At 71.1% G+C, this 24,898-nt stretch carries 24 protein-coding genes; 12 read left to right on the forward strand and 12 right to left on the reverse strand.

Going from position 1 to position 24,898, the window contains the following annotated elements; translation table 11 throughout:
• Window positions 1-111 precede the first annotated feature (111 nt).
• From cofD to dmpG, 5 genes are all read left to right on the forward strand, one after another.
• Entirely contained in the window at window positions 112-1,104 is a 993-nt protein-coding gene (gene cofD / locus JOF40_RS02865) for a 2-phospho-L-lactate transferase (RefSeq protein WP_307800754.1), read from the forward strand.
• Window positions 1,101-2,054, forward strand: a complete 954-nt coding sequence (cofE, locus tag JOF40_RS02870) for a coenzyme F420-0:L-glutamate ligase (protein ID WP_129179934.1) — start codon at window positions 1,101-1,103, stop codon at window positions 2,052-2,054. Before cofD ends, cofE begins: the two co-directional genes overlap by 4 nt.
• A gap of 132 nt (window positions 2,055-2,186) precedes the next feature.
• A complete protein-coding gene (locus JOF40_RS02875) occupies window positions 2,187-2,984 on the forward strand; it encodes a 2-keto-4-pentenoate hydratase (protein WP_129179936.1) in 798 nt (265 codons plus the stop codon).
• Window positions 2,981-3,934 (forward strand): acetaldehyde dehydrogenase (acetylating), encoded by a 954-nt coding sequence (locus tag JOF40_RS02880; RefSeq protein ID WP_129179939.1) that lies wholly within the window; start codon window positions 2,981-2,983, stop codon window positions 3,932-3,934. The genes JOF40_RS02875 and JOF40_RS02880 overlap by 4 nt, the downstream gene beginning before the upstream one ends.
• Entirely contained in the window at window positions 3,934-4,956 is a 1,023-nt protein-coding gene (gene dmpG / locus JOF40_RS02885) for a 4-hydroxy-2-oxovalerate aldolase (RefSeq protein ID WP_188111653.1), read from the forward strand. Before JOF40_RS02880 ends, dmpG begins: the two co-directional genes overlap by 1 nt.
• A 12-nt stretch (window positions 4,957-4,968) precedes the next feature.
• On the opposite strand, the gene JOF40_RS02890 is transcribed toward dmpG, so the two are convergent.
• Window positions 4,969-5,859, reverse strand: coding sequence for an alpha/beta fold hydrolase (locus JOF40_RS02890; RefSeq protein WP_129179943.1), 891 nt, complete (start codon window positions 5,857-5,859; stop codon window positions 4,969-4,971).
• A 244-nt stretch (window positions 5,860-6,103) separates the two neighbouring features.
• Here JOF40_RS02890 and JOF40_RS02895 point away from each other — a divergent pair, with 244 nt between their 5' ends.
• On the forward strand, window positions 6,104-6,670 hold the full coding sequence (locus JOF40_RS02895) for a nucleotidyltransferase family protein (RefSeq protein WP_129179945.1): 567 nt from the start codon (window positions 6,104-6,106) through the stop codon (window positions 6,668-6,670).
• Window position 6,671: 1 nt separating this feature from the next.
• On the opposite strand, the gene JOF40_RS02900 is transcribed toward JOF40_RS02895, so the two are convergent.
• Both JOF40_RS02900 and JOF40_RS02905 read right to left on the reverse strand, forming a co-directional pair.
• On the reverse strand, window positions 6,672-8,354 hold the full coding sequence (locus tag JOF40_RS02900; protein WP_129179947.1) for an amidohydrolase: 1,683 nt from the start codon (window positions 8,352-8,354) through the stop codon (window positions 6,672-6,674).
• Window positions 8,355-8,572: 218 nt separating this feature from the next.
• A complete protein-coding gene (locus tag JOF40_RS02905; protein WP_129179949.1) occupies window positions 8,573-9,547 on the reverse strand; it encodes a hypothetical protein in 975 nt (324 codons plus the stop codon).
• 348 nt (window positions 9,548-9,895) lie between these two features.
• Here JOF40_RS02905 and JOF40_RS02910 point away from each other — a divergent pair, with 348 nt between their 5' ends.
• Window positions 9,896-11,158, forward strand: coding sequence for a DUF222 domain-containing protein (locus JOF40_RS02910; RefSeq protein WP_129179951.1), 1,263 nt, complete (start codon window positions 9,896-9,898; stop codon window positions 11,156-11,158).
• On the opposite strand, the gene JOF40_RS02915 is transcribed toward JOF40_RS02910, so the two are convergent.
• Entirely contained in the window at window positions 11,155-11,871 is a 717-nt protein-coding gene (locus tag JOF40_RS02915; RefSeq protein WP_129179952.1) for an SDR family oxidoreductase, read from the reverse strand. The two genes, JOF40_RS02910 and JOF40_RS02915, sit on opposite strands and share 4 nt — an antisense overlap.
• 83 nt (window positions 11,872-11,954) lie before the next feature.
• Between JOF40_RS02915 and JOF40_RS02920 the strand changes: the two genes are divergently transcribed.
• Entirely contained in the window at window positions 11,955-12,506 is a 552-nt protein-coding gene (locus tag JOF40_RS02920; RefSeq protein ID WP_129179954.1) for a TetR/AcrR family transcriptional regulator, read from the forward strand.
• A gap of 78 nt (window positions 12,507-12,584) precedes the next feature.
• On the opposite strand, the gene lysS is transcribed toward JOF40_RS02920, so the two are convergent.
• Window positions 12,585-14,048 carry a lysine--tRNA ligase gene (gene lysS, locus JOF40_RS02925; protein ID WP_129181845.1) on the reverse strand — a complete coding sequence of 488 codons (1,464 nt, stop codon included), beginning with the start codon at window positions 14,046-14,048 and terminating at the stop codon, window positions 12,585-12,587.
• A gap of 141 nt (window positions 14,049-14,189) precedes the next feature.
• Between lysS and JOF40_RS02930 the strand changes: the two genes are divergently transcribed.
• On the forward strand, window positions 14,190-14,732 hold the full coding sequence (locus JOF40_RS02930; protein WP_129179956.1) for a DUF3060 domain-containing protein: 543 nt from the start codon (window positions 14,190-14,192) through the stop codon (window positions 14,730-14,732).
• Window positions 14,733-14,755: 23 nt separating this feature from the next.
• Here JOF40_RS02930 and JOF40_RS02935 read toward each other — a convergent pair whose 3' ends face one another.
• From JOF40_RS02935 to JOF40_RS02955, 5 genes are all read right to left on the reverse strand, one after another.
• Window positions 14,756-15,535 (reverse strand): type III pantothenate kinase, encoded by a 780-nt coding sequence (locus JOF40_RS02935; protein WP_209674345.1) that lies wholly within the window; start codon window positions 15,533-15,535, stop codon window positions 14,756-14,758.
• Window positions 15,536-15,545: 10 nt separating this feature from the next.
• Window positions 15,546-15,980 (reverse strand): aspartate 1-decarboxylase, encoded by a 435-nt coding sequence (gene panD / locus JOF40_RS02940; RefSeq protein WP_129179958.1) that lies wholly within the window; start codon window positions 15,978-15,980, stop codon window positions 15,546-15,548.
• Window positions 15,977-16,816 (reverse strand): pantoate--beta-alanine ligase, encoded by an 840-nt coding sequence (gene panC, locus JOF40_RS02945; protein WP_129179960.1) that lies wholly within the window; start codon window positions 16,814-16,816, stop codon window positions 15,977-15,979. Before panC ends, panD begins: the two co-directional genes overlap by 4 nt.
• A 2-nt stretch (window positions 16,817-16,818) precedes the next feature.
• Window positions 16,819-17,721, reverse strand: coding sequence for a Rossmann-like and DUF2520 domain-containing protein (locus JOF40_RS02950; protein ID WP_129179962.1), 903 nt, complete (start codon window positions 17,719-17,721; stop codon window positions 16,819-16,821).
• A 128-nt stretch (window positions 17,722-17,849) separates the two neighbouring features.
• Window positions 17,850-19,316 carry a glycosyltransferase family 2 protein gene (locus tag JOF40_RS02955; RefSeq protein WP_246152703.1) on the reverse strand — a complete coding sequence of 489 codons (1,467 nt, stop codon included), beginning with the start codon at window positions 19,314-19,316 and terminating at the stop codon, window positions 17,850-17,852.
• Window positions 19,317-19,374: 58 nt separating this feature from the next.
• Between JOF40_RS02955 and JOF40_RS19555 the strand changes: the two genes are divergently transcribed.
• From JOF40_RS19555 to JOF40_RS02970, 3 genes are read left to right on the forward strand one after another with little or no spacing between them, the layout of a single operon-like run.
• Window positions 19,375-20,304, forward strand: a complete 930-nt coding sequence (locus JOF40_RS19555) for an SAM-dependent methyltransferase (protein WP_129179964.1) — start codon at window positions 19,375-19,377, stop codon at window positions 20,302-20,304.
• Entirely contained in the window at window positions 20,301-21,764 is a 1,464-nt protein-coding gene (locus tag JOF40_RS02965) for a polysaccharide pyruvyl transferase family protein (protein WP_129179966.1), read from the forward strand. The genes JOF40_RS19555 and JOF40_RS02965 overlap by 4 nt, the downstream gene beginning before the upstream one ends.
• Window positions 21,761-22,918: an NADH-quinone oxidoreductase subunit D gene (locus JOF40_RS02970; protein ID WP_129179968.1), complete on the forward strand. Its 1,158-nt coding sequence runs from the start codon at window positions 21,761-21,763 to the stop codon at window positions 22,916-22,918. The genes JOF40_RS02965 and JOF40_RS02970 overlap by 4 nt, the downstream gene beginning before the upstream one ends.
• Window positions 22,919-22,940: 22 nt before the next feature.
• Here JOF40_RS02970 and JOF40_RS02975 read toward each other — a convergent pair whose 3' ends face one another.
• On the reverse strand, window positions 22,941-23,603 hold the full coding sequence (locus JOF40_RS02975; RefSeq protein ID WP_129179969.1) for a response regulator: 663 nt from the start codon (window positions 23,601-23,603) through the stop codon (window positions 22,941-22,943).
• Entirely contained in the window at window positions 23,600-24,868 is a 1,269-nt protein-coding gene (locus tag JOF40_RS20150) for a sensor histidine kinase (protein ID WP_129179970.1), read from the reverse strand. The genes JOF40_RS02975 and JOF40_RS20150 overlap by 4 nt, the downstream gene beginning before the upstream one ends.
• Window positions 24,869-24,898: the final 30 nt, after the last annotated feature.

Raw genomic sequence — 24,898 nt, forward strand, 5'->3', positions numbered from 1 at the left:
CTGTCCTACCAGATCGACGCGGGCCCGTCGACGGCCCCCAGCTCCCGCAGGCCGGTCCAGCGAGCTGCCGAAACGTGGCGAGTCCCGCCGTCGCCGTCGAACGCACGGCTGGTGGACACTGAGATCATGCACATCACGGTCTTGTCAGGCGGGGTCGGGGGCTCCCGCTTCATCGAGGGGCTGCTGAGGGTCAAGGACCCCGACGACGACGTGACCGTCATCGTCAACACCGCCGACGACATCTCCTTGTTCGGCCTGCGCATCAGCCCCGATCTCGACACCGTCATGTACACGCTCGGCGACGGCATCGACCGCGAGCGCGGCTGGGGTCGCACCGACGAGTCGTGGAACGCCAAGGACGAGCTCGGCGCCTACGGCGTGGCCGAGGCCTGGTTCGGCCTGGGTGATCGGGACATCGCGACCCACCTCCTCCGCACCATGCGCCTGCAGCAGGGACGCACGCTCACCGAGGTGACCGCCGAGCTGTGCGAGAGGTGGCGACCGGGCGTGAGCCTGCTGCCCATGTCGGACGACCGGGTCGAGACCCACATCGGCATCGACCGAGACGGCGTCCGCGAGCTGATCCACTTCCAGGAGTACTGGATCCGTCTGCGCGCCTCGGTGCCCGTCGAGGAGGTGGTCGTGCAGGGAGTGCTCGACGCGACACCCGCCCCGGGGGTCGTCGAGGCGATCGTCGGTGCCGACGTGGTGCTGCTGCCGCCGTCCAACCCCATCGTGTCGATCGGTCCCATCGTGGCCGTCGCCGGTATCCGCGACGCGCTCGCGACAACCACTGCCCCGGTCGTCGGCGTGTCCCCCATCATCGGCACCGGTGCCGTGCGGGGCATGGCCGACCAGCTGCTCACGGGACTCGGCATCGACCTCAGCGCAGCCGGGGTCGCGGCGCACCACGGCCATCGCGAGTCCGGTGGGGTGCTCGACGGGTGGCTCATCGACTCCTCGGACGATGTCCAGCTGGCGACGATCGACGCGCTGGGCGTGACCTGCCGGGCCGTGCCACTGTGGATGACCGACGAGCCTGCCACCGACCAGCTCGTACGGGACACCATGGCCCTCGCCCTCCACATCGGCACCCGCCGGTGAGCCTCACGCTCGAGCCCGTCGACGGTATCGGCGAGGTACGTCCCGGTGACGATCTCGCCGACCTCGTGGCCGCTCGCACACAGCTGGCCGACGGTGACGTGCTCGTGGTCACCAGCAAGGTCGTCAGCAAGGCCGCGGGCCTGGCGACGACCGTCCCCAGGGACGAGCTGATCGCGGCGCAGACCGATCGCCTCGTCGCTCGTCGCGGACCCACCAGCATCGTTCGCACCCACCACGGACTCACGATGGCAGCCGCCGGGGTCGACAACAGCAACACCGAGCCCGGCACCCTGATCCCGCTGCCGCCCGACCCGGACGCGTCCGCCGCCACCATCCGCCGCCGCATCCTGGAGCTCACCGGCGTGCGGGTCGCGGTCATCATCTCCGACACCGCCGGGCGTGCCTGGCGGGTCGGTCAGACCGACATCGCGATCGGGTGCGCCGGCATCGCGCCGCTCGACTCGTTCGCGGGGCGCACCGACACCTACGGCAACCTGCTCGCCGTCACGGCACCGGCAGTGGCCGACGAGATCGCCGGTGCCGCCGAGCTGGCGTCCGGCAAGCTCGGCGGCCGCCCCGTCGTGCTGGTGCGCGGGGTCGACCCGGCCTGGTTGAGCGCCGACGACGGCGTGGGTGCCGGGGCGCTGCTGCGCGACGAGGCGAGCGACATGTTCGGCCTCGGCGCGCGAGAGGCCGCCGTCGCGGCCATCACGGGCGACGGTCCCGTGCGTGGACTGCCCGCCGACGACGCGATCACGGTCGACGACCTCGTCGAGCTGGCGCTGCGAGGAGTCACGTTCCCGCGTCAGCGGGTGTCGATCACAGGAGCCGGTGTGACGGTGGAGGCCGGCGACGATCAGGTCGTGGCCGGTGCCGTGGCCCAGCGGCTCACATCACTCGGCATCGCCTTCGGCATGACGATCGGCGTGCAGGTCGTCACGTCGACCTGATCCAGCGCCGGCTACCGCCTCGGCGGCCACCTGTTCGAGCTGGGCAGCATTTCAGTCAACGGAACGTCACCCTAGGTCTCTTCCCTCCACCCGTCGAGAATCGGTCGACAGCACCGACGACGGAAGAGATCCATGAGCACAGCCTCTGACATCACCCTGGCCGCGGCAGACCGACTCGAGCAGGCGACCCACAGCGGGCACCCCACGTCGCCGGTCCGCGACATCCTGGGCAGCACGGACATCCCCGCCGCCTACGCGGTGCAGGACGAGCTCACGCTGCGTCGCACGGCCCGGGGTGCGAAGGTCGTGGGCCGCAAGATCGGGCTGACGTCGGCCGCGGTGCAACAGCAGCTCGGTGTCGACCAGCCCGACTTCGGCGTGCTGTTCGACGACATGGCCTACGCCGACGGCGCCGACGTCCCCGCCGGCATCCTGCTGCAACCCAAGGTCGAGGCCGAGGTCGCCTTCGTCCTCGCCAAGGACCTCGATGGTGACCTCAGCCTGGCCAGGGTGCGCGACGCCGTCGACCACGCCGTCGCGGCGCTCGAGATCGTCGACAGCCGGGTGGCCGACTGGGACATCACGATCGTCGACACCGTCGCCGACAACGGGTCCAGCGCGCTGTACGTCCTCGGCTCGACCCAGCTGCGCCTCGACGAGTTCGAGCCCAAGGACGTCGAGATGTCGATGACGGTCGACGGCGAGGTCGTCTCGAAGGGCAACGGTGCCGCGTGCCTCGGCGACCCGCTGGAGGCGCTGCTCTGGCTGGCCCGCACGGCCCAGGAGTACGGCGATCCGCTGCGCGCCGGGCAGGTCGTCCTGTCGGGGGCGCTCGGACCGATGGCCCCCGTCGTCGCCGGCAGCTCCGTCCACGCCGAGATCAGCCGACTCGGCTCGGTCTCCATCAACTTCACCGAGGAGAACGCATGACCCGCACGAAGGTGGCCGTCATCGGCTCCGGCAACATCGGCACCGACCTGATGTTCAAGGTCCTGCGCCTGTCCGACACCCTCGAGATGGGTGCCATGGTCGGCATCGATCCCGCGTCCGACGGCCTGGCCCGCGCGGCCAAGCACGGCGTCCCGGTCGTCTCCGACGGCGTCGACGGGCTCATCGCGATGGACGGCTTCGACGACATCGAGATCGTCTTCGACGCCACCAGCGCCAAGGCCCACGAGGCCAATGCCGCCAAGCTCGCACCGCTCGGCAAGAAGCTCGTCGACCTCACCCCGGCCGCGATCGGGCCCTACGTCGTCCCGGCGGTCAACCTCCCCGAGCACCTCGACGCCGACAACGTCAACATGGTGACGTGCGGCGGCCAGGCCACGATCCCCGTCGTCGCCGCGATCAGCCGCATCACGCCGGTGCCGTACGCCGAGATCGTCGCCTCGATCGCGTCGAAGTCGGCCGGCCCGGGCACGCGCGCCAACATCGACGAGTTCACCGAGACCACCTCGGCGGCCATCGAGGCCGTCGGCGGCGCCGGACGCGGCAAGGCCATCATCATCCTCAACCCGGCCGAGCCGCCGCTCATCATGCGCGACACCGTCCTGGCGCTGATCGGGGACGCCGATCACGACGCCGTCCGTGAGTCGATCGAGACGATGATCGGCCAGGTCGCCGCCTACGTGCCCGGCTACCGGCTCAAGCAGGAGATCCAGTTCCGCGCGCTCGAGGCCGACGAGCCGGTCCATACCCTCGTGCCCGAGGGCTCCCCCGTCGCGACGCACCAGGTCACGGTCTTCCTCGAGGTCGAGGGCGCCGCGCACTACCTGCCCGCCTACGCCGGCAACCTCGACATCATGACCTCGGCCGCCCTGCGCGTCGCCGAGTCCCTCGCCGCACGCCTGCCCGCCGCCGACACCGCTGGAGCCGTCTGATGACCACGATCTTCGTCCAGGACGTCACCCTGCGTGACGGCATGCACGCCATCCGCCACCGCATCGACCCCGCCGACATCCGACGCGTCGTGACCGCCCTCGACGAGGCCGGCGTCGACGCCATCGAGGTCGCCCACGGCGACGGCCTCGCGGGAGGCTCGCTCAACTACGGCCCCGGCAGCCACACCGACTGGGAGTGGCTCGAAGCCGCCGCCGACGTCATCAAGAACGCGCGGCTGACGACCCTGTTGCTGCCCGGCATCGGCACGATCCACGAGCTCAACCGCGCCTACGACCTCGGCGTCCGCTCCGTCCGCGTCGCGACCCACTGCACCGAGGCCGACGTCTCGGCGCAGCACATCGCCCACGCCCGCGAGCTCGGCATGGACGTCTCCGGCTTCCTCATGATGAGCCACATGGCCCCCTCCTCGACGCTCGCCGAGCAGGCCAAGCTCATGGAGTCGTACGGCGCGCACTGCGTCTACGTCACCGACTCCGGCGGGCACCTGACCATGAAGGCCGTCGCCGAGCGCGTCAAGGCCTATCGCGGCGTGCTCGACGCGTCGACCGAGATCGGCATCCACGCCCACCAGAACCTCAGCCTGTCGGTCGCCAACAGCGTCGTCGCGGTCGAGCACGGCGTCACCCGCGTCGACGCGTCGCTCGCCGGCCTGGGTGCCGGTGCGGGCAACTGCCCCATCGAGCCGTTCATCGCGGTGGCCAACCTCGAGGGCTGGGAGCACGGCTGCGACCTCGCGGCGCTCGAGGACGCAGCCGATGACATCGTGCGCCCGCTCATGGACCGCAACGTGCAGGTCGACCGGGAGACCCTCACGCTCGGCTACGCCGGCGTTTACTCCAGCTTTTTGCGCCACGCCGAGAACGCCTCGAGCCGCTACGGCATCGACGTCCGCGACATCCTCACCGAGGTCGGACGCCGCAAGCTCGTCGGTGGCCAGGAGGACATGATCGTCGACATCGCCCTCGACCTCGCCCGCACCCGGGACACCGTTCCGGCCTGAGCGCCGACCCGGTCAGCCTGCGACGACGAAGTCGACGACGAGACGCGCGACGACGTCGGGCTGCTCGACCTGCAGGAAGTGACCCGCGCCGGACACGACCTCGACGCGGCTGCCCGGCGGGAGGACGTCCCGGGTGGGGCCGGTCCAGTCGCGGAGCACGCAGCCGTCCTGCCGGCCGTGCAGGTAGAGCATCGGCACCGTCGAGGCGCGCATGAGCCCTCGCTGCGCCGAGCGGTACTGCGCCGGGACCGTCCACCACCGGGCGGCGTGACGGTAGTAGCGCAGCACCTCGGTGCGCCGGTCGCCGATGGCCTCCCACGCGGCCTCGAGCTCGGCGCCGGCCGGGTGACCCGGCGACCACGTGCTCCACAGCCGCGGCACCAGCGCGCCGAGCGACCGCTCCGACACGACTGGCAACTGCTGGAAGGCGACGTACCAGCTGAGTCGCGCCTGCCGGGCCAGCCGGGCCAGCCAGGCCCGCATGCCGTCGGCGCGGTCCAGGAACGCCGCGGCGGGAGGCACCGCCATCGTCACGATCCGGCGGAACGGCTGACCGTCCAGGCCGGCGACCGCGTGCGCCGCGACTGCGCCCCAGTCGTGCCCGATCAGCACCGCGCGGGCGTCACCGCCGAGCAGGCCGTGCAGCTCGAGCGCGTCGCTGGCCAGCGCTCCGATGTGGAACGACCCGTCGGTCGGGACGCTGCTCGGCGCGTACCCACGCGTCCACGGCGCGACGACGCGGTAGCCCGCCTCGACGAGGGACTCCGCGACGCCGCGCCACGAGTGTGGCGAGTCGGGATAGCCGTGCAGGAGCAGCGCGAGCGGGGCGTCGTCGGGTCCCCACGACAGGGCTGCGAAGTCGACGGTGCGCCCGTTGACGGTGACCTGCTGGGCGTCCTGCATCCCAGCAGGCTATGCCGACGCCGGATACACGTCGTGGACGCTGCCCTTCGCTCCCCACTGGCACATCGATGGCGTCTTCATCATCGGGGTGGGGACCATCGTCGTCGGACTCGTCGCGATGACTGTCGCTCGGCGGACCCAGGCCACGTTCTTCGCGGGCCAGGGCCTGTCGGACACGCACGGCGAGCGCTCGACGTCCACGCCCTGACCCCTGCGTGCTGACCCCGCGGCCTACCATCGGCAGATGACAGTCGCCGGCCTCCTCCTCGCGGGCGGGGCCGGTCGCCGCATGGGCGGCCCGAAGGCACTGGTCCGCGGCGCCGACGGCCTCACGTGGGCCGAGCGATCCGTCACGGCGCTGGCGCAGGGTGGCTGCGATCCTGTTCACGTCGCGGTCGGCGCGAGCGCTCCCGAGGTGGAGCGGACGCTGTCGCACCGGCCCGTGCGCATCGTCCCGGTGCCCGACTGGAGCACCGGGATGTCGCGCTCGCTGCGCGCTGGGCTGCTGTCGCTGCCCGATCACAGCACCGCCGTGATCATCATGCTCGTCGACCTCCCCGACGTGGGTGCCGACGTCGTCCGGCGGCTCGCCCAGCACGCCGCACCGGAGTGCCTGGCCCGGGCCGCGTACGAGGGGCTCCCGGGCCATCCCGTCCTGATCGGCAGGTCCCACTGGGGCGCCGTCGTGGCCGGGCTGGAGGGTGACACCGGTGCCGGCACCTACCTCGCCCAGAACGAGGCACTGCTCGTGGAGTGCCGCGATCTGGCGACGGGCCGCGACGTCGACTCGATCAGTGAGCCACCGGGCTGACTCACAGCCCGCCGAACACGACCGATCCCTCGAACATCACGGCCGCCGGACGGATGTCGCTGATGTGCGTGGGCGGCGCCTGGAACAGATCGGTGTCGAGGACGACCAGGTTGGCAGCCTTGCCGACCTCGATCGACCCTGCCCGGTCGTCGATCCGCAGCTGCTTCGCGCCGCCCATGGTGTATCCCTCGAGCAGGCGCTCCAGCGACAGCACCGAGTCGGCGGCGGGACGCACGCTGCCCGGGTAGCGGTCGGCGTCGAGCGGGTACTCGGGGTCGACGCGGGTGTGCGCGACCTGCATGCCGAAGAACGGGTTGGCGCGGCCCAGCTCGTAGTCGGTCACGACGTCGCTGGAGTAGGCCAGCGTCGCGCCGCTGTCGATCATCGCGTTGAAGGCGTACATCCGGTTCCAGCGCTCCTCGCCGAGGTGCTCGATGGCCTCTTCGCCGAAGTAGCCGCCCGACCAGTGCGTCGTCCAGTTGATCAGCACGCCGAGCTCTGCGGGGCGGTGCATGTCGGCCGGGTCGACGAGCTCGCAGTGGGCGAAGGTGACCTGGATGCGCCAGGCACCGGAGTCGTCGACGGCCAGCGCCTTCGCGGCCTCGACCGCGTCGCACCCGGCCCGGAAGGCCCGGTCGCCGACCATGTGGATGTGCACGTCGACATCGGCCCGGTTGGCCGTCAGCAGGCACTGCGTCAGCTCGTCGGCGCCCATCTGCATGGCCCCGTCGCCGTCACCGTGCGAGCACGACGAGAGCTGCGGCGCGAGGACGGCGCTGTTGCCGACCTCGTTGGTGCCGTCGAGGAACAGCTTGAGCGTCCTGACCCGCACGCGGTCGCTGCCGTAGAGGTCGTCGTAGCGCTTGACGGTCGCGATGGCGTCGGGCAGGTCGTCGGACGTCCGGAAGCGGACGCCCCCCTCGTAGTGGCAGTGCAGGTCGCCGGCTGCGTCGAGAGCTGCGACGGCCTGCACCGTGCTCTCGTCCACGATGACGGCCTCGAAGACCGCGGTGACCCCGTGACGCCCGAGGAAGTCGAGCACGTACGACATCGACTCGGTCGTGACCTTGTCGTCGGGTCGCCAGCCCATCGCGTCGTACATCGTGTCGAGGAAGCGGGCGTGGACACTCTCGAACAGGTGCCCCGTGGGCTCTCCGTCGGCGTCGCGCGCGAACATCTCGAGCCCAGGCACCGGGTCGGGCGTCGACGCCGTGACGCCCATGAGCTCGAGCATCCGCGAGTTGACCCAGTGCGCGTGCTCGCTGAAGTCCTGGCACAGCACGGGACGGTCGCTGACGGCGCTGTCGAGCAGCTCCTTGGTCGGCGCTCCGTCGGCGAACAGCGCGCTCGGGTAGTACTCGAAGTACAGGAACGGCACCTCCTCGGGCGGGTGTGCCCGGGCGTACTCGCGCATGAAGTCCAGCAGCTCGTCGACGTCGTGCGTCCACGGCAGCCGGACGTGCCACCTGCTGTTGGCGACGGACGTGGGGTGGACGTGCGAGTCGATCAGTCCCGGCAGCACGAGCCGGCCACCGAGGTCGTGCACGACGTCACTGTCGTCCGCCCGGATGATCGGGTGCGTGCCGACCGCGATGAACCGCCCGCCCTCGATCACGACGGTGTCGACCGTCGGCTGCAGCGGATCGGACGTGTAGATCACTGCATTGGTCAGCGTGGTGCGCATCCTGGTCCACCTTCGGCTCGACGAGTCCGGCTGCTCCTGCGCCCGACCGCCGCAACATTATAAGAAATCACCTCACGCCGGTTGAGCCTCAGCCGCGCCTGTGCCCAGAAGTGTTGTCGGACCCCGTCTCCAGAGTGGGAGAAAAGTTGAGACGGCAGGGGTTTTCGGGAGTTGGACGATCGGCAGGTCATCGAGCAGGTGGTGGTGCGGCCTGAGGGCTACTCGAGCCCGGTGCAGGCGCTCGCGGTCGTGACGGTCACGGCACCCTCGTCTGCGGCGACCGTCAGCGTCGCGCCGGTCGTGTCGTTCGCGTACTTCATGAAGACGACGGCGTCCCCGTCGAGGCGGACGTCGCGATCTTGCAGATCAGCCTCTGCCGCAGCGAGGGCCACGGCCGCCCGGTCGTCCTGCGTGTAGGGGTAGCGGGGGCTGCGGTTGGTCCACGACACGATGCGCGAGTACCCGCCGGTCGAGCAGTCGCTGGTGGTCGTGTCGGCCGGCTCCCAGTCCTCGTCATCGCCCAGGAGCCTCTGGACGTCGGACTGGAGCCTGTTCTGCGTGCCACCGGCTTCTCGCGAGAGGTCCGCCGCCTGCGGCCGGGCCGAGTACGTGGGCTCGGCCGATGCCCGGTCGTCGCCGTCGTCGCCACTGCCGAGGGCCGTGATGACGCCGTACACCGCGAGGACGAGCACGATGAAGGCCACGACGGCCAGCACGGCGGCACGGTTCGGGTGCACCACCCCGAAACCCAGAAGTCCCGGGAACTCGCGCTGAGCCTCCTTGGGCGTGACCTGCAGCGGCTCGGAGCACTGGACCGGGATGTGCGTCAGGAGGTCCGCGAGGTCTTCATCGGCCCACATGTCGATGTTGAGCTTGAACGGGCGCCCGGTGCCGGCGACGACGAGGTAGTTGCTCGCGATGCCCCACTGCAGGAGCAGCCTCATGGCAGCTGCTCGGGTGCGTTCGTCGCGGACGATCGTGCGGGTGCGCCCATAGCTGCGCATCGTGATGTCGGAGGGGGTGACGGTGACGGTCAGCTGCGTGGGCAGCGTGAGGCGCACGACCAGGAGGATGGCCACGGTGACCACCGCGGTGACGGCCGCGACGGGGATTCCCACCTCGGGGCCGATGTTGATGAACCCGACGGCTCCGACGGGGCCGGCGACGAGGACTGCCGCGCCGGCGGCCTTCACCTGATCCCGCCTCGCACGGGTCCGCCGCCTCAGGTCGGGCGAATAGCGGATGGACGAGTCGGGGAGTGTGGTGCGGCTCATCGTGCCCTCTCCGTGAGCGACCCGATGGTCTGCTCGTGACGGTCTCGGCCGGAGCGACGCTCCGGACTGGCTCACACCCTAGGTCTGTGGCGACGCGATCGCGACCGACCACTCGACGGGAGCCCCGGCGAGGGCCCGAACCGCCCGTCGGGGCGTCGGCCGATTGAGCCTTCAGTGCGCTTGTGCGCACCCGCGAACGCCGTGTCGGAGCAGTGTCGGACCTTGTCTCTAGAGTGGGAGAAAGATTGAGACGGCGGGGGTTTTCGGGTGTTGGACGATCGGCAGGTCATCGAGCAGGTGGTCGTGCGTCGCGAGGCGCTCGCCGCGCTCGAGGCCGCCGAAGCCGTCGACATGCTCGACGTCGTCGACCGCGCCCGTGCCGCTGGCGAAGTGGTGAGCGCGGCTCAGGGACGTCGGCGGGTCGATGCGGCGGTGCACGAGCTGTCGCTCGCGATGCGGCTCCCGGCCCCCACGATCGAGCGCCGTGTGGCCCGGGCCCGGCGGTTGCGGTCGAGCATGCCGGAGGTGTGGCAGGCGTGGCTCGATGGACGCATCAGCACCACCCATGTGGCCGCGATCGACCGTGCCGCCACGCGGCTGGTGCATGCCGAGTCCGTGACCGCTTTGGACGACATCGCTGTCGAGCGAGTCGGGCGGTTGACGCCGGGTCAGGCGACCCGCTGGCTGGACCGGTGGGTCGAACGCACCGAAGCCACCGAGTCGGCCCGCCGCCACGAACGCGCGCACGCCGACCGGAAGGTCTCATCCCGGCCGCTGGGCGATGGGATGACCCGCCTGACCGCCGACGTCACCGCCACCGACGCGGCCGCGGTCATGCAGAGCCTGACCGGTGCCGCCCACGCGCTTCCCGCTGACGACGGGCGGACGATCGACCAAGCGCGCGCCGATCTGTTCGTCGACGCGCTATTGGGCCGCGAGCCCGGTGGGCTCGGATTCCGGGCGGTCATCGGCATCACCGTCCCGCTGTCGTCCCTGATGGGATTCAGTGATGTGCCCGGTGAGCTGACCGACCGGTCGGCCACGATTCCGGCGCACATCGTGCGGGCCGCCATGGCCGACGAACAGTCGCTGCTCTACCGGTTGGTCACCGATGATGTCGGCAACCTGATGACCGTCACCTGGCTCGGAAGGTTCGCACCGACCAGGTTGGCGCAGGTACTGGAGTTCCGCGACGGCACATCAGTGTTCCCCACCAGCACCGTCCCAGCCCGGGCCTGCGACACCGACCACAGTGACCCCTGGCCCGCCGAGACGTCCGCCGCGAACACCGGACCGTTGAACCGGCGTGCACATAACCTCAAGACCGAGGGACACCTGAGGCTGCGACAACCCGCGCCCGGGGTCTTCGCATGGACCACCAGCACCGGGCACACCTACACACGCACCGCAGAACCGTTGCCCATCGCAGACTGGGAACACCACTGGGAGCACGAAGCGGCAGAGCTACCCGCCGACCCGTGGGCAGACGAATTCACCGAGATGGTCGAGTACCTGACACAGCCCGTCTAACTCGCCGAGAGGGCTGCGAACAGCTGGGCGTGGCGCTCGGACGGGCCCTGGACGAGTCCTGACTTGACGAGCTTCGCCCAGTCGTCGGCCAGCACCTCGTCGAGCCCCGACTCGACGGCGTCGAGCGCAGCACCGGCCACTGCTGACGGAGAGACCTTCGGCGCGTCGAAGCCCGCCGTCATGTCGGTGTCGACGAGACCCATGTGGACACCGACGACGTGCGTGCCCTGGCCCGCGAGCTCGAGCCGCGTGCTGTCGGTGAGGCTCCACGCCGCCGCCTTGGAGGCCGCATAGGCACCCGCGCCCGGCATCGTGAACCACGACAGCGCCGACACGATGTTGATGACGGCACCTCCCCCGTTGGCCCGGAGGATGGGGGCGAAGGCGCGGGTCATCAGCAGCGGACCGTAGAAGTTGGTGTCCATCTCCTGCTTGATGGTCGCGAGGTCGCCCGAGACGACCGACGTGCCCGTCGAGACGCCGGCGTTGTTGATCACGATCTGCACGTCGCCGGCCGCGGCGGCCGCCGCCTCGATCTGGGCCGGGTCCGTGACGTCGAGCCGGAGGGGCTCGACCCCCTCGACGTCGACGTCTCCGGCGCGCGAGGCCGCGTAGATCTTCGCCGCACCCCGAGACTTGAGCTCGGCGACGAAGGCCGCGCCGATCCCCCTGTTGGCTCCGGTCACCAGCACGACGGCGTTCTCGATCTGCATGAGCTCCTCTTTCTTTAGCGATCACTATGGAATGAGATCGACGGTAGCACATTCCATAGCGACCACTACGGTATGCTCGCCACATGGCAGGCCGACCGAGGAGCTTCGACCGCGATGCCGCGCTGGCTGCGGCCGTCGAACAGTTCTGGCGCACCGGCTACGACAAGACGTCCGTCTCAACGCTGACGCAGGCGATGGGCGTCACTCCCCCAAGCCTCTACGCGGCGTTCGGCGACAAGGACCGCCTCTTCGACGAGGCGTCGACCCTGTACTTCGAGCGGACGTGCGAGGCCGTCGACGCCGCCACCGACGAGCCGACCGCCCGCGCGGCGATCGCCAGGACGCTCGACGACGCCGCCCGCGCGCACACCGACGCCAGGACGCCGCTGGGCTGCCTGATGCTGACCGAGCCGCGACTAGCGGCGCAGCGCGAGATCGTCCGCGAGCGACTTGCGCGCCGGATCGCGCGGGGCATCGACGAGGGCGACCTCCCGGCCAGCGTCCAGCCCGACGAGCTCGCCTCGTTCGTGGTGGCCGTCATGCGGGGCATGTCGGGGTGCGCCCGCGACGGGGGGACGGCCGACGAGGTCCGCGCGATCGCCCGCACCGCACTGGCAGCCATCCCCGAAGCCTGACCACCACGCCCGAGATGTCGGCAGTTCTTGCTGTCTTTTCGGCTTGGACACGTCGACAACTGCCGGCATCTGGCGGGTTTAGGCTCCCTCCGCCTTCGTCGTCGGGAACAGAATCGCGTCGCGGATCCCGATGCCCTGCAGCAGCATCACGAGCCGGTCGACGCCGAAGCCGAGACCGCCGGCCGGGGGCATGCCGAACTCGAGGGCGCGCAAGAAGTCCTCGTCGACGTCATTGGCCTCGGGGTTGCCCGCCGCGGCCTGGCGCGCCTGCTCCTCGAGCCGCTCGCGCTGGATGACCGGGTCGTTGAGCTCGGAGTACGCCGGCGCCAGCTCGACGCCGTTGATGATGAGGTCCCACGCCTCGACCAGGCCCGGCTTGGTGCGGTGCTTCTTGGCCAGCGGCCGCACCGACTCGGGGTAGTCGCGCACGAACGTCGGCTGGATCAGCGTGTGCTCGACGAGCTTCTCGTACAGCTCGAGCACGATCTCTCCGGCGTCCCAGCCGTCGCGCAGCGCCACCTCGTGCTCCGCGGCGATGGCCACGAGATCGTCGACCGACGTCTCGATGTCGACCGTGCGCCCGACGGCCTCGCTCACGAGCCCGTGGACCGTCGCGTGCCGCCACTCGGCCTCGAGGTCGATCTCGCTGCCGTCGCGACCGGGGACCACGGTCTTGCCGACCGCACGGGCAGCATCGAGCACGAGCTCGCGAGTCAGGACCGCGATCGTGTCGTACGAGCCGTAGGCCTCGTAGGCCTCGAGCATCAGGAACTCGACGTTGTGGGTGTTGTCGACGCCCTCGTTGCGGAAGGTCTTGGCCATCTCGTAGACCTTGTCGATGCCGCCGACCAGGGCCCGCTTGAGGTGCAGCTCGAGGGCGATGCGCAGCAGCGCCGGCTCGTCGTAGGCGTTGACGTGCGTGCGGAACGGACGCGCCGCGGCACCGCCGTTGGTGTGCTGCAGCACGGGCGTCTCGACCTCGATGTAGCCCAGCCGGTCGAGCGTCGAGCGCAGCGACTGCATGACCTTGGCCTTGACCCGGACGTTGTCGCGCGCCTCGGGCCGCACGATCAGGTCGACGTAGCGCATGCGACTGCGGGCCTCGTCGGACAGCGGCGCGTGCTCGTTGGGCAGGGGCCGCACGGTCTTGGCCGCGAGCTGCCACGACGTCGCCATGACCGACAGCTCGCCGCGCTTGCTCGTGATGACCTCGCCGGTGACGGCCAGGTGGTCGCCGATGTCGACGGTCGACTTGAACGTCGCGAGGGCGTCCTCGCCCACGCCGTCGAGCGAGATCATGGCCTGCAGCGGCGTGCCGTCACCCTCGCGGAGAGCGGCGAAGACCAGCTTGCCGGTGCCACGCACGAAGATGACGCGGCCGGCGACCGTGACGGTGTCACCCGTGCGGGTGTCGGGCCCCAGCGCCTCGGCGTCGTACGTCTCGACGATCTCGCGCAGCGTGTGGGTGCGGCCGACGACGACGGGGTAGGGCTCCTCGCCCCGCGCGATGACCTGCTCGCGCTTCTCGAGGCGCACCCGCATCTGCTCGGGCAGGTCGTCCTCGGGGCTCTGGGGGTTCGTCGCGTCGCTCACGAGGATCAAGCCTAGTGCCGCGGCGGAGACCTGCGAACCTGGGCTTGCGCCAGCGATCAGCCGACATTTCGTCGTGTTAGTTTCCGATGCATGACGAAATCCAGGACTCGCGCCGTCAGCCGTCTCGCCCTCACCACCGGCCTCGCCACAGCGTTGCTCGCGACCGGCACCGGTGCGTCTCACGCCGCCACCGCGATCGACTGCTCGACAGGGCCGGTCTCGATCACCACGAGCAACACCACCGTCCAGCTGACGGGCGCGTGCAGCACGGTCGTCGTCGACGCCGGCAACACGACCGTCCGGCTCGACTCCGCGTCCCGCGTCACGATCAAGGGCGGCAACAACACGGTCATCGCCCGCAAGGTCGGCTCGGCCACGATGGCAGGTGGCAATCACGCGCTGCGGGTGTCGGCGCGGCTGTCCACGGCCACGGTGAAGGCGGCCAACTCGACCATCAGGACGGCATCTGCCTCACGCATCACCATCAAGGGCAGCAACAACGACGTGCGGTCGACGCGTCTCACGAAGGTCGTCGTGAAGGGTGCCAACAACACCGTCAAGGTCAAGAAGGGCAGCACCAAGGTCTCCAACCGCGGTGCCAACAACTCGATCAAGGTCAAGAAGCGCAGGTAGGCACGTCTCGCCTGCCCCGGCGGTCAGCCGTGGTTCTTCTCGTGGATGAGGCGCAGACCCGTCAGGGTCAGGTGCGGGTCGCGGGTCGTGATGGTGTCGCAGTGGTCGACGACCGACTCCGGGAACGAGCCCGTCGCGATCACCGTGACGTGGTCGGGATCGGTGTCGAGCGACTCGATGATGCGACCCACGATGCCGTCGACGAGCCCTGCGAAGCCGAAGACCAGACCCGACTGGAGCGCCTCGACGGTGTTCTTGCCGATGACGTCGCGCGGCACCGCGAGCTCGACGCTGCGCAGCTGCGCTCCTCGCCGCGACAGTGCCTCGAGCGACAGCTCGACGCCGGGCGCGATGGCTCCGCCGATGTAGCGGTTGTCGGCATCGACGACGTCGAAGATCGTCGCGGTGCCGTTGAGGTCGACCACGACCGCCGGCCCGCCGTAGAGCTCAGCCGCCGCCAGCGCGTTGACGATGCGGTCGGCACCGACCTCGCGCGGGTTGTCTGTGTGGATCGGGATGCCGGTCTTGACCCCGGGCCCGACGACCGCGACGGGCAGGTCCGCGTAGTACCGCTCCTGCAGCGTCCGCAGCTCGACCAGGATCATCGGCACGGTGCAGCACATGCTGACCGCATCGATGTCGTCGATGCCCGCCCGGGCCGTGAGGCCCGTGATCAGCACCTGCCACTCGTCGGCGGTGCGTCGCTCGTCCGACGACACCTGCCAGTGCGCGATCAGCTCAGGGCCCTGGAACGCCCCGATCGTCGTGTGGCTGTTGCTGACGTCGAGGCACAGCAGGATCATCGGACTCGGCTCATCGGTGGGCTGCGTACGGGTTGGCGATGACGTCGCCCCGGGTCAGGCCCGTGCCCGGCAAGGCCTCGGCCGGGTCGTTGCCGGTGCCGATGATGCGGTTGTCGGCGTCGACGAAGACGACGTTGGGCTGGAACGTGCGCGCCTCGGCGTCCTCGAGCTGCGCGTAGGCGATCAGGATGACGAGGTCGCCGGGGTGCACGAGCCGGGCGGCGGCACCGTTGATGCCGATGACGCCCGAGCCCCGCTCGCCGGCGATCGTGTAGGTCTCGAGCCGGTTGCCGTTGTCGATGTCGACGATGTGGACGAGCTCGCCGGGCAGCAGGTTGGCCGCGTCGAGCAGGTCGAGGTCGACCGTCACCGAGCCGACGTAGTGCAGATCGGCCTGCGTGACGGTGGCGCGGTGGATCTTGGACTTCATCATGGTGCGGATCATGCGGGACCTCCGAGGGTCAGGGCGATGTTGTCGAGGAGTCGGGGCCTGCCGACACGGGCCGCGACGAGCAGCCGCGCGTCCGCGCCGGGCACGGGCGGCCCGAGCTCGGGATCGGTGAGCACGAGATAGTCGAGGTCGACGTCGGCCGGGTCGATCACGGCGTGCGCCGCGGCCAGCACGGCGTCGGGTCCCCCGACTGCCGCCGCGACGCCGGCCCGCAGCGCCGCCGACAGGATTGCGGCGGTCTGGCGCTCGTCGTCGCTGAGGTACCGGTTGCGCGAGCTCATGGCCAGGCCGTCGGGCTCGCGGACCGTCGGACATCCGACGACGTCGACGCCCAGCGCGAGCTCGCGTGCCATCTGCCGGATGAGGGTCAGCTGCTGGTAGTCCTTCTCGCCGAACACCGCGACATCCGGACGCACGAGCCCGAACAGCTTGGCGACGACCGTCAGCACGCCGCGGAAATGCGTGGGCCGCGTCGCCCCCTCCAGCACCGAGCCGAGCGGGCCGGGATCGACCGTGACGGTGTCGACGAGACCCGACGGGTACATGACCGGGACGGTCGGGGCGAAGACCACGTCGACGCCCGCCTCGGCACAGCGCTCGAGATCGGCGTCGAACGTGCGGGGGTAGTCGTCGAAGTCCTCACCCGGCGCGAACTGCGTGGGGTTGACGAAGATCGACGCGACGAGCGTCTGGCCCAGCGGCCGGGCGTGCTTCAGCAGCTGCACGTGGCCGTCGTGGAGGGCCCCCATCGTGGGGACGAACGACACCGTGGCACCGCCACGCGCCTCGACGAGCTCGGCGCGGGTGCGCGCGACGACCGGACCGGACATCGTCAGATCCCGGCGGCGATGTGCGCCATGGTGTCCCAGTCGGCCTCGTCGAGCACCTGGCGGATCGTGCCGGCGGTGGCGGCGTCGATGCGGTGATCGGCCTCGGCGCGACGGGCGGTCGCCCGGGCGAGCTCGAGGTACGCGTCGACCGTGGCGTCGTCGACGTCGGAGGCTGTGAGGGCGTCGACGTGCGCGCGGATCGTCGTGACGTCGCCCCGCACGACGGGCCCGGTCAGCGCCGCGTCGCCGTAGGCGAGGACGTTGTCGAGCGCCGCACCGAGCAGGGGCCGCAGGACGGCGGCCGGATCGGCGGCACCCGCGGTGCGCAGCAGGTCCATCGACTGGGCGACGAGGGTGACGAGGTGGTTGGCTCCGTGCGCGAGGGCTGCGTGGTAGAGCGCCCGGTCGGACTCGGCGACCCACATCGGCACGCCGCCGAGTGCCGCGACGAGCTCCTCGGCGAGAGCGTGGTCGGCGGGGGCTGCGGTGAGTCCGAACACGGGTCCGCGGTCGGCGTCGATCGCGGTGCCGGTGAACGTCATGGCGGGGTGGAACGCGATGGGACGGGCCCCGACACGGGTGAGGGCAGCCAGGGCGTCGAGCCCGTGGCGGCCACTGGTGTGCAGCACGGGCTGGCCGCGACGCACCGCGCCCGAGGCGGCGAGCTCCTCGGCCACGGCGATCAGGCTGTCGTCGGGGACCGCGAGCACCAGGATGTCGGACGCTGCCGCGACCTGCTCGGGATCGAGCACGGGCACGCCCGGCAGCAGGGTGCTGATGCGCAGGCGCGAGGCCTCGGACCGGCCGCTGACGCCGGCGATCGGGTAGCCGGCGGAGCGCAGGCTGGCGGCGAGCACGGAGCCGACCTTGCCGGCCCCGACGACGCCCACAGAAGGACGATGCATGGGTGGTGCCTCTCGTTCCAGTCCCTGACGGGTACCAGACAAATGGACACCTTCAGCATATCCCTCGGTCTCCGCAGCGCCATGGGGCAGCCGAGTGGGCTGGATCACACGGGGCCGACGGGGCGGGGTCAGCGCGGGATGGGAGCCGTGGCCGTGCCGGTGCGGTCGCCGTCGGTCAGCGTGACCGTGAGCGCGCGCGGTGCCCGCCGGGCGACGCCTCGCAGCGTGACGGTCCACCCCGAGTGCAGGTAGCGGCGCTCGGCACCCTGCCTCGACGAGACGATGTGCGGCTCGCCGCCGGCCAGGACGTCGACCACGTCGCCATCGGTCTTGACCTCCAGCTGCGGCGCCGACAGCTCGACGTTCGGGTACCACGCGGCCACGTCGAGCACGAGGTCGGCACCGTCGCGGTGCGCCGACCGGACGATCGCCCTTGCCGCGGTCTGCTCGGCGGTCAGCACGTAGGCCTCCGGCGCGACGGCGTCGCGCCCCCAGCCCGGCAGGTAGACCGTGTGCCCGTGCGGCTCGTCGCCCGACGGGTGCATCTCGGGCTGCATGCCCTCGGCGGCCACGTATCGCCACACCGCGTCGCGGTCGTCCGCGGCCAGGAGGGCGTGCAGCACCCGGTACTGCGCGGGGATCTCGGCGGCATAGCGATCCGGCGGGGCCGCCGCTACGACGTGCGGGACGCGCTCGACCAGTGCCGCGAGGTAGTCGTCGTCGGCCCGCTCGAGCTTGAGCAGCGAGTTGGGGACGTTGTGCCGCAGGTACTGCAGGACGCGCTCCTCACGGACGGCCGGCAGCGGCTCGAGGATCTCGAGCACCCGGTCCATCGCGTCGTGGCGGGCGTGCACGGCGGCGGCGGTCACGTGACCCTGCGAGATCGAGGTCGCCATGCGCCGCCACGTGTAGCCCGGGACGCCGGTGATGTCGAGCGTCCGGGCCTTCAGGAAGGCCTCGGCGGCGACCTGCTGGTCACCCGCGAGCAGCACCGTGGGGTAGACGAAGCCGTGCTCGTCCCAGAACGCGCGGCGGAAGATCTTGCCGCCCGGGATCGCGTTAACCAGCACGTCGGGACGGTCGGCCAGCACGACGCCCGCGGCCGGACGCGCGTGGACGGCCCGGATCCACGGGGCCGCGGGGCGGATGACGTCGCCCTCGCGGCGCTGGTACGGCATGACCGCGACGTCGGAGCCGCTGTGGCGCAGGCCGTCCATCGCGACCTGGATGCCGGTGCGGGTCACGGTGTCGTCGGAGTCGACGAACGTGAGGTACTCCCCCGTCGCCGCCTCGGTGCCCGTGCGGCGGGCGACGCCGACGCCGCCGTTGGCCTGGCTCAGCACCGTCACCCGGGGGTTCCGGGCCGCGAAGGCCCGCACCACCGCGAGGCTGTCGTCGGTCGAGCCGTCGTCGACCACGACGATCTCGACGTTGCGGTACTGCTGGTCGAGCACCGACTGCAACGACTCCTCGACGAGGTCGGCCGCGTTGTAGACCGGGACCACGACGCTGAGCAGGGGGCTGTCGCGGTTGCGCCAGCGCCGTCGCGCCGCAGCGGCGGCACGCCGCACCCCTCGCCGCCCGGTGGTGGTCACGCGCCGAGCATAACGAGAAGGCCTGATCGGCCGGGCCGACGTGCCCTAGATTGGCGGCGTGACGGCGCACCGGGTCTCGTGGCGGACGGCGTGGGAGACCGCGCTCTACGGCGACGACGGCTTCTTCCGCACGTCCGCGCCGGTCGACCACTTCCGCACCAGCGCCCACGTCGGGACGTTCGCGGAGGCCGTGGCCGAGCTGGCCCGGCAGGTCGGTGCCTGCACCGTCGTCGACCTCGGGTCGGGCCGCGGCGAGCTGCTCGTGGCCCTGCGCCCTCTCCTCGGGCAGGACGTCGAGCTGATCGGCGTCGAGGTCGCCGACCGTCCGGCCGACCTGCCGGACGACATCGCCTGGACGACCGAGCTGCCCGCGCGCGTCGATGGCCTCCTGGTCGCCAACGAGTGGCTCGACAACCTGCCGTGCACCGTCGTCGAGCGCGCCGACGACGGCACCGTGCGCGAAGTGCTGGTCGACCCGGCGACGGGCGACGAGACCCTCGGCGACGTGCACGACTCGGCCTGGCTCCGGCGCTGGTGGCCGCTCTCGACGCCCGGCGAGCGCGCCGAGGACGGCGGCCCCCGCGACGCCGCGTGGGCCGATGCGGTCGCCCGGGTCGACGGTGTGGCGATCGCGATCGACTACGGCCACCTGCGCGGCGACCGGCCGCCCTTCGGCACGGTGCGCTCGTACGCGGGCGGCCGCGAGGTCGACGTGCGGCTCGACGGCAGCCGCGACGTGACGGCCGACGTCGCGGTCGACGCCGTGGCCGACGCGGTCGGTGGCCGGCTCGTGCGCCAGCGGGACGCGCTCGCCGAGCTGGGCGTCGACGGCGGGCGTCCGCCGATCCAGCTCGCCCACGACGATCCCGCGGCGTACGTCCGCGCCCTGTCCCGGGCCGGCGAGGCCGCCGAGCTGACGGCGCGGGGCGGCCTGGGCGACTTCTGGTGGGTCGTCACCGACACCCGCATGGAAGGATCGGCCCCATGAGCCGCTTGCTGATCCGGTCCGGCAAGGACCCGTTCACCCCCGTCGTGGCCGAGTCGACCCTGACGCAGGACGTCTTCAACAGCAACAGCGGCAACTACCTGTTCCAGCACTCGATGTGGAAGACCCTGTCGGTCGACGGCGCCGAGCTCGTCTCCAACTCGACGCTGTCCGAGCGGGTGCCCCCGGAGCCGGGCGACGCGGCCCGCGTCAACGCCGAGTTCGACCACTTCGTCATCCCGATGGCCAATGCGTTCCGCGCCGAGTTCGCACCACGGCTCGACCGGCTCTCCGAGCTGCTCGAGGGCCTCAAGATCCCGGTCACGGTCACCGGCATCGGCGCCCAGGCGCCGCACGGGCACGGCATCGAGGCCCTCGCACCGGTCAACGACACGGTCAAGAAGTTCGTCGGCCTCGTGCTCGATCGCTCGGCGTCGATCGGCGTGCGCGGCGAGTTCACCCGGTCGTACCTGCTGAGCCTCGGCTTCCCCGACTCCTCGATCGACGTCATCGGCTGCCCCTCGCTGTTCCTGCACGGCCGCGACTTCCGGGTCGACAAGCGCGTCGACGCGATCGGGGACGACAGCCCGCTCGCGCTCAACCTGACGCCGGAGGTGCCGGGCATCGGGGCCTTCGCGACGACCCAGGCCGAGCGCCACCCCCACCTGACCTACATCGGCCAGGACGCCCACGACCTGCGGATGCTGCTGTGGGGCGTCCCGTTCCCGCACGTCCACGACCCACTCGTGCCGGTGCACCTCGACCACCCGCTCTACCAGCAGGACCGCATCCGGCTGTTCCTCGACACCTGGCCCTGGTACGACTTCATGGCGACGCAGCACTTCGCCTACGGCACCCGGTTCCACGGCAACGTCGCGGCGCTGCTGGGCGGAACGCCGGCGCACCTGCTGGCCCACGACTCACGCACCCTCGAGCTGGCCGAGCACCACCGCATGCCGTACACGCTGACCCCGTCGTTCGAGGCCGACGTGCGCGCCGACGAGCTGTACGCCGCGACCGACATGACCGAGTTCAACGCCGAGCTGCCCCACGGCTTCGACCGGTTCACGGCGTTCCTCGACCGCAACGGGCTCGACCACATCTGGGCCGAGGGCAGCGGCACCGGGACGTTCGAGGCCGACCTCGCGGCGGCGACCTTCCCGCCTCCGGTGCACCCGCTCGTCGCGGGCGACGGACACGAGATCGCCTCGCGCCTGCAGTGGCTGCGCGACGGCATGGTGCTCGACATCACGCGTCATCCGCAGGCCTACCGGCAGCCGTGGGAGCACCCAGTCTGGAGCGGCGCGGGCAGCCGGCATGCCCGACTCCACGCCAAGGTGCAGCGCCAGGCCGGCGAGATCGAGACCCTCTACGCCCGTCTCGAGCTGGTCGAGCGGGGCTCGCCCTACATCGCGCTGCGCCGCGTCGGTCGCTGGCTCAAGCGGCTGCTCGGCCGCTCATGACCGAGGTCACCGCCAGCGTCGGGTCTGGAGGACCGGGCACGGGCTTCGCCACGACCGACATGGTGCTCAACATCGGGCCGCAGCACCCCGCGACCCACGGCGTGCTGCGCCTGCGCCTGACGCTGGACGGTGAGCGCGTCAAGGCCTGCGAGCCGATCATCGGCTACATGCACCGGGGCGTCGAGAAGCTCTTCGAGGTGCGCGACTACCGGCAGATCATCGTGCTGGCCAACCGCCACGACTGGCTCAGCGCCTTCTCGTCCGAGCTCGGCGTCGCCCTGGCCGTCGAGGACATGCTCGGCATGGAGGTACCCGAGCGGGCCACCTGGATCCGCACCCTGCTGGCCGAGCTCAACCGCGTGCTCAACCACCTGATGTTCCTCGGCTCCTACCCGCTCGAGCTCGGCGCGATCACGCCGATCTTCTACGCGTTCCGCGAGCGCGAGACGATCCAGGAGGTCATGGAGGAGGTCTCCGGCGGGCGGATGCACTACATGTTCAACCGCGTCGGCGGCCTCAAGGAGGACATCCCCGCCGGGTGGACCGGACGCGCGTCGGCCGCGATCGCGACGGTGCGCTCGCGACTCGACGAGCTCGAGCAGCTGATCCTGGGCAACGAGATCTTCCGGGCCCGCACGGTCGGCATCGGCGTGCTGTCGCCCGAGCTGGTGCAGGCCTACGGCGTCTCCGGACCCATCGCCCGGGCCTCCGGCCTCGACCTCGACCTGCGCCGCGACGAGCCCTACCTGGCCTACGGCGAGCTGCAGGACGTCCTGCGGGTGCCGGTGCGCACCGAGGGCGACTGCCACGCCCGGTTCGCGGTGCTGCTCGAGCAGACCAAGGTGTCGCTCGACCTCGCCGGCGCCTGCCTGGCCCGGCTCGCCGAGCTCGCGCCCGGACCCGTCAACGTCCGACTGCCGAAGATCCTCAAGGCCCCCGAGGGATCGACGTACGTCTGGACCGAGAACCCGCTGGGCCTCAACGGCTACTACCTCGTGTCGCGCGGCGAGAAGACCCCGTGGCGGCTCAAGCTGCGCACCGCGTCGTTCAACAACGTGGCGGTGCTGCCCGAGATCGTGGCGGGCACCGTCGTGGCCGACCTCGTCGCGATCCTGGGGTCGATGTTCTTCGTCGTCGGCGACATCGACAAGTAGCCGGCTGCCGGTGGGGCTGCGGTCAGACCAGCCCGTGCTCGTGGGCGAACACCACGATCTGCACGCGGTCGCGAAGGTCGAGCTTGCGCAGGATCGCTCCCACGTGGGTCTTGACGGTCGACTCGCTGAGGAACAGGCGACCCGACACCTCTGCGTTGCTGAGGCCGGCGGCCAGCAGCACGAAGATCTCCTGCTCCTTGGTGGTCAGCTCGCGGTAGCCGGCCGGCACGGGCGTCCGGCTGCGGAACCGGCCCTCCATCAGCGACGTGAGGTCGTCGGGCGCGAGCACCGCGTTGCCCGCGTGCACCGTGCGGATCGCATCGGTCAGCATCGCAGGGGTGGCGTCCTTGAGCAGGAACCCACTGGCCCCGTAGCGGATCGCCGTCGCGGCGCGGTCGTCGAGGTTGAACGTCGTCAGCACCACGACGCGCACGGGACGGGTGCGGGCCGCTGCCCGCGCCGGCGAGAAGATCTGGCGCGTCGCCTCGACACCGTCGAGCTCAGGCATGCGGATGTCCATCAGCACGACGTCGGGCGCGAGCTCGTCGACCAGTCGCACGCCCTCGATGCCGTCGGCAGCCGACCCGACGACCTCCATGTCGTCGTGGGCGTCGATGATGATGCCGACCCCCGTTCGGAACAGCTCCTGGTCGTCGACCAGCACGACGCGGACGGGGATGGTCATGACCCCACCCTGTCAGCTCCTGGACGCAGCGGGATCCACGCGGTCGCGGTCCACGACGGCACCCCGTCCCGCTGCCGCCGGCGCGTGTCGAGCCGGCCACCGACCGACTCGAGCCGTCGCCGCATGCCCGGGAGCCCCAAGCCCTCGCCGAGGGGCCCGGAGCCCGCCGCACCGTCGACGACGTTGTCGACCTCGAGCCGCAGGTCGTCGTGCCACTGGCGGTCGACGTGGATCGGCTCGCCGCGTCGCCCGTGCTTGAGCGCATTGGTCAGCATCTCCTGCAGCACCCGGAAGGCGATGACGTCGAGATCTGGCGGGAGCGGGCGGGGCGTCCCCGACACCGAGCCGACGACCTCGTGCCCCGAGGCCTCGACGCCCTCGAGCAGGCGGTCGAGACCACCCTCGGGCAGGCTCACGGTCAGGGCGGAGTCGCTCGTGCTGGCGAGCACCCGCCGGACGTCCTGCAGCGACTCGCGGGCGGACCCGGCGATCGCCGCGAGGGTCTGCTTGACGCGGGCGACGTCGTCGTCGGGCAGGAACTGGGCCGACTCGGCCTGCGCCAGGATGACCGCGAGGGAGTGGCCGACGACGTCGTGCACGTCGCGGGCCAACGCCGCCTGGTCGGCCCGCAGCCGGGCGACCTCCTCGGCCGCGAGCTGCTGCTGCTCGGCCTGCTCGCGGCCCGTGCGGGCGACCGCGGTCTCGGCTCGCGACGTCACGCGCACGCGCAGCAGCAGACCTACGAGCCACGGCAGCACGAGCGGCATCAGCGCCACGAGGGCGATCAGTACGCCCTGCGACGCCACGATGTCGCCGCGCAGCAGCACGCCTTGGCCGATGATGTCGGTGATGACGTAGGGCCGGGCGAGGACGTAGAGCGCGCCCGCGAGCATGCCGACGGGGATCGACAGTCCACTGACCCACAGCGTCGCGGTGCTGCCGTGGCGTGCCGCGCCATAGGCCACCAGCGCGACCGCCAGCTCGGCGTAGACCAGGTTGACACCGTCGGCGAGCTGGTAGAAGCAAGTCAGCCACACCCCGGCGAGCGCGACGTGGGGCGCCGCCCGGTAGAGGCTGGCCGCGACCGCGAAGCAGACGGTGAGCAGGAGCCTGTCGCTCTCGGACGACATGGAGTAGCCGTCCGGGGCCACGATGGTCCAGACGCCGACCACCAGCACCGCCAGGCCGATCGCCGCGTCAGGGGCCCACCGGCGGGCGACGGTCAGCGTGTCGATGGCGGGGCCTCCTGCCGGGTGTGGGCGCACATGTCATGGCCATCGAACCACGATGGGAGG

Origin of the sequence: Aeromicrobium fastidiosum, assembly GCF_017876595.1 — a bacterium.
Lineage (GTDB): Bacteria > Actinomycetota > Actinomycetes > Propionibacteriales > Nocardioidaceae > Aeromicrobium > Aeromicrobium fastidiosum.

Excerpts from the sequence above, each read along its gene's own strand:
- JOF40_RS02875 (WP_129179936.1), top strand. The coding sequence starts at position 2,187 with ATGAGCACAGCCTCTGACATCACCCTGGCCGCGGCAGACCGACTCGAG.
- JOF40_RS02880 (WP_129179939.1), top strand. The coding sequence starts at position 2,981 with ATGACCCGCACGAAGGTGGCCGTCATCGGCTCCGGCAACATCGGCACC.
- dmpG (WP_188111653.1), top strand. The coding sequence starts at position 3,934 with ATGACCACGATCTTCGTCCAGGACGTCACCCTGCGTGACGGCATGCAC.
- JOF40_RS02890 (WP_129179943.1), bottom strand. The coding sequence starts at position 5,859 with ATGCAGGACGCCCAGCAGGTCACCGTCAACGGGCGCACCGTCGACTTC.
- JOF40_RS02895 (WP_129179945.1), top strand. The coding sequence starts at position 6,104 with ATGACAGTCGCCGGCCTCCTCCTCGCGGGCGGGGCCGGTCGCCGCATG.
- JOF40_RS02900 (WP_129179947.1), bottom strand. The coding sequence starts at position 8,354 with ATGCGCACCACGCTGACCAATGCAGTGATCTACACGTCCGATCCGCTG.
- JOF40_RS02915 (WP_129179952.1), bottom strand. The coding sequence starts at position 11,871 with ATGCAGATCGAGAACGCCGTCGTGCTGGTGACCGGAGCCAACAGGGGG.
- JOF40_RS02920 (WP_129179954.1), top strand. The coding sequence starts at position 11,955 with ATGGCAGGCCGACCGAGGAGCTTCGACCGCGATGCCGCGCTGGCTGCG.
- lysS (WP_129181845.1), bottom strand. The coding sequence starts at position 14,048 with ATGCGGGTGCGCCTCGAGAAGCGCGAGCAGGTCATCGCGCGGGGCGAG.
- JOF40_RS02930 (WP_129179956.1), top strand. The coding sequence starts at position 14,190 with ATGACGAAATCCAGGACTCGCGCCGTCAGCCGTCTCGCCCTCACCACC.
- JOF40_RS02935 (WP_209674345.1), bottom strand. The coding sequence starts at position 15,535 with ATGATCCTGCTGTGCCTCGACGTCAGCAACAGCCACACGACGATCGGG.
- panD (WP_129179958.1), bottom strand. The coding sequence starts at position 15,980 with ATGATCCGCACCATGATGAAGTCCAAGATCCACCGCGCCACCGTCACG.
- panC (WP_129179960.1), bottom strand. The coding sequence starts at position 16,816 with ATGTCCGGTCCGGTCGTCGCGCGCACCCGCGCCGAGCTCGTCGAGGCG.
- JOF40_RS02950 (WP_129179962.1), bottom strand. The coding sequence starts at position 17,721 with ATGCATCGTCCTTCTGTGGGCGTCGTCGGGGCCGGCAAGGTCGGCTCC.
- JOF40_RS02965 (WP_129179966.1), top strand. The coding sequence starts at position 20,301 with ATGAGCCGCTTGCTGATCCGGTCCGGCAAGGACCCGTTCACCCCCGTC.
- JOF40_RS02970 (WP_129179968.1), top strand. The coding sequence starts at position 21,761 with ATGACCGAGGTCACCGCCAGCGTCGGGTCTGGAGGACCGGGCACGGGC.
- JOF40_RS02975 (WP_129179969.1), bottom strand. The coding sequence starts at position 23,603 with ATGACCATCCCCGTCCGCGTCGTGCTGGTCGACGACCAGGAGCTGTTC.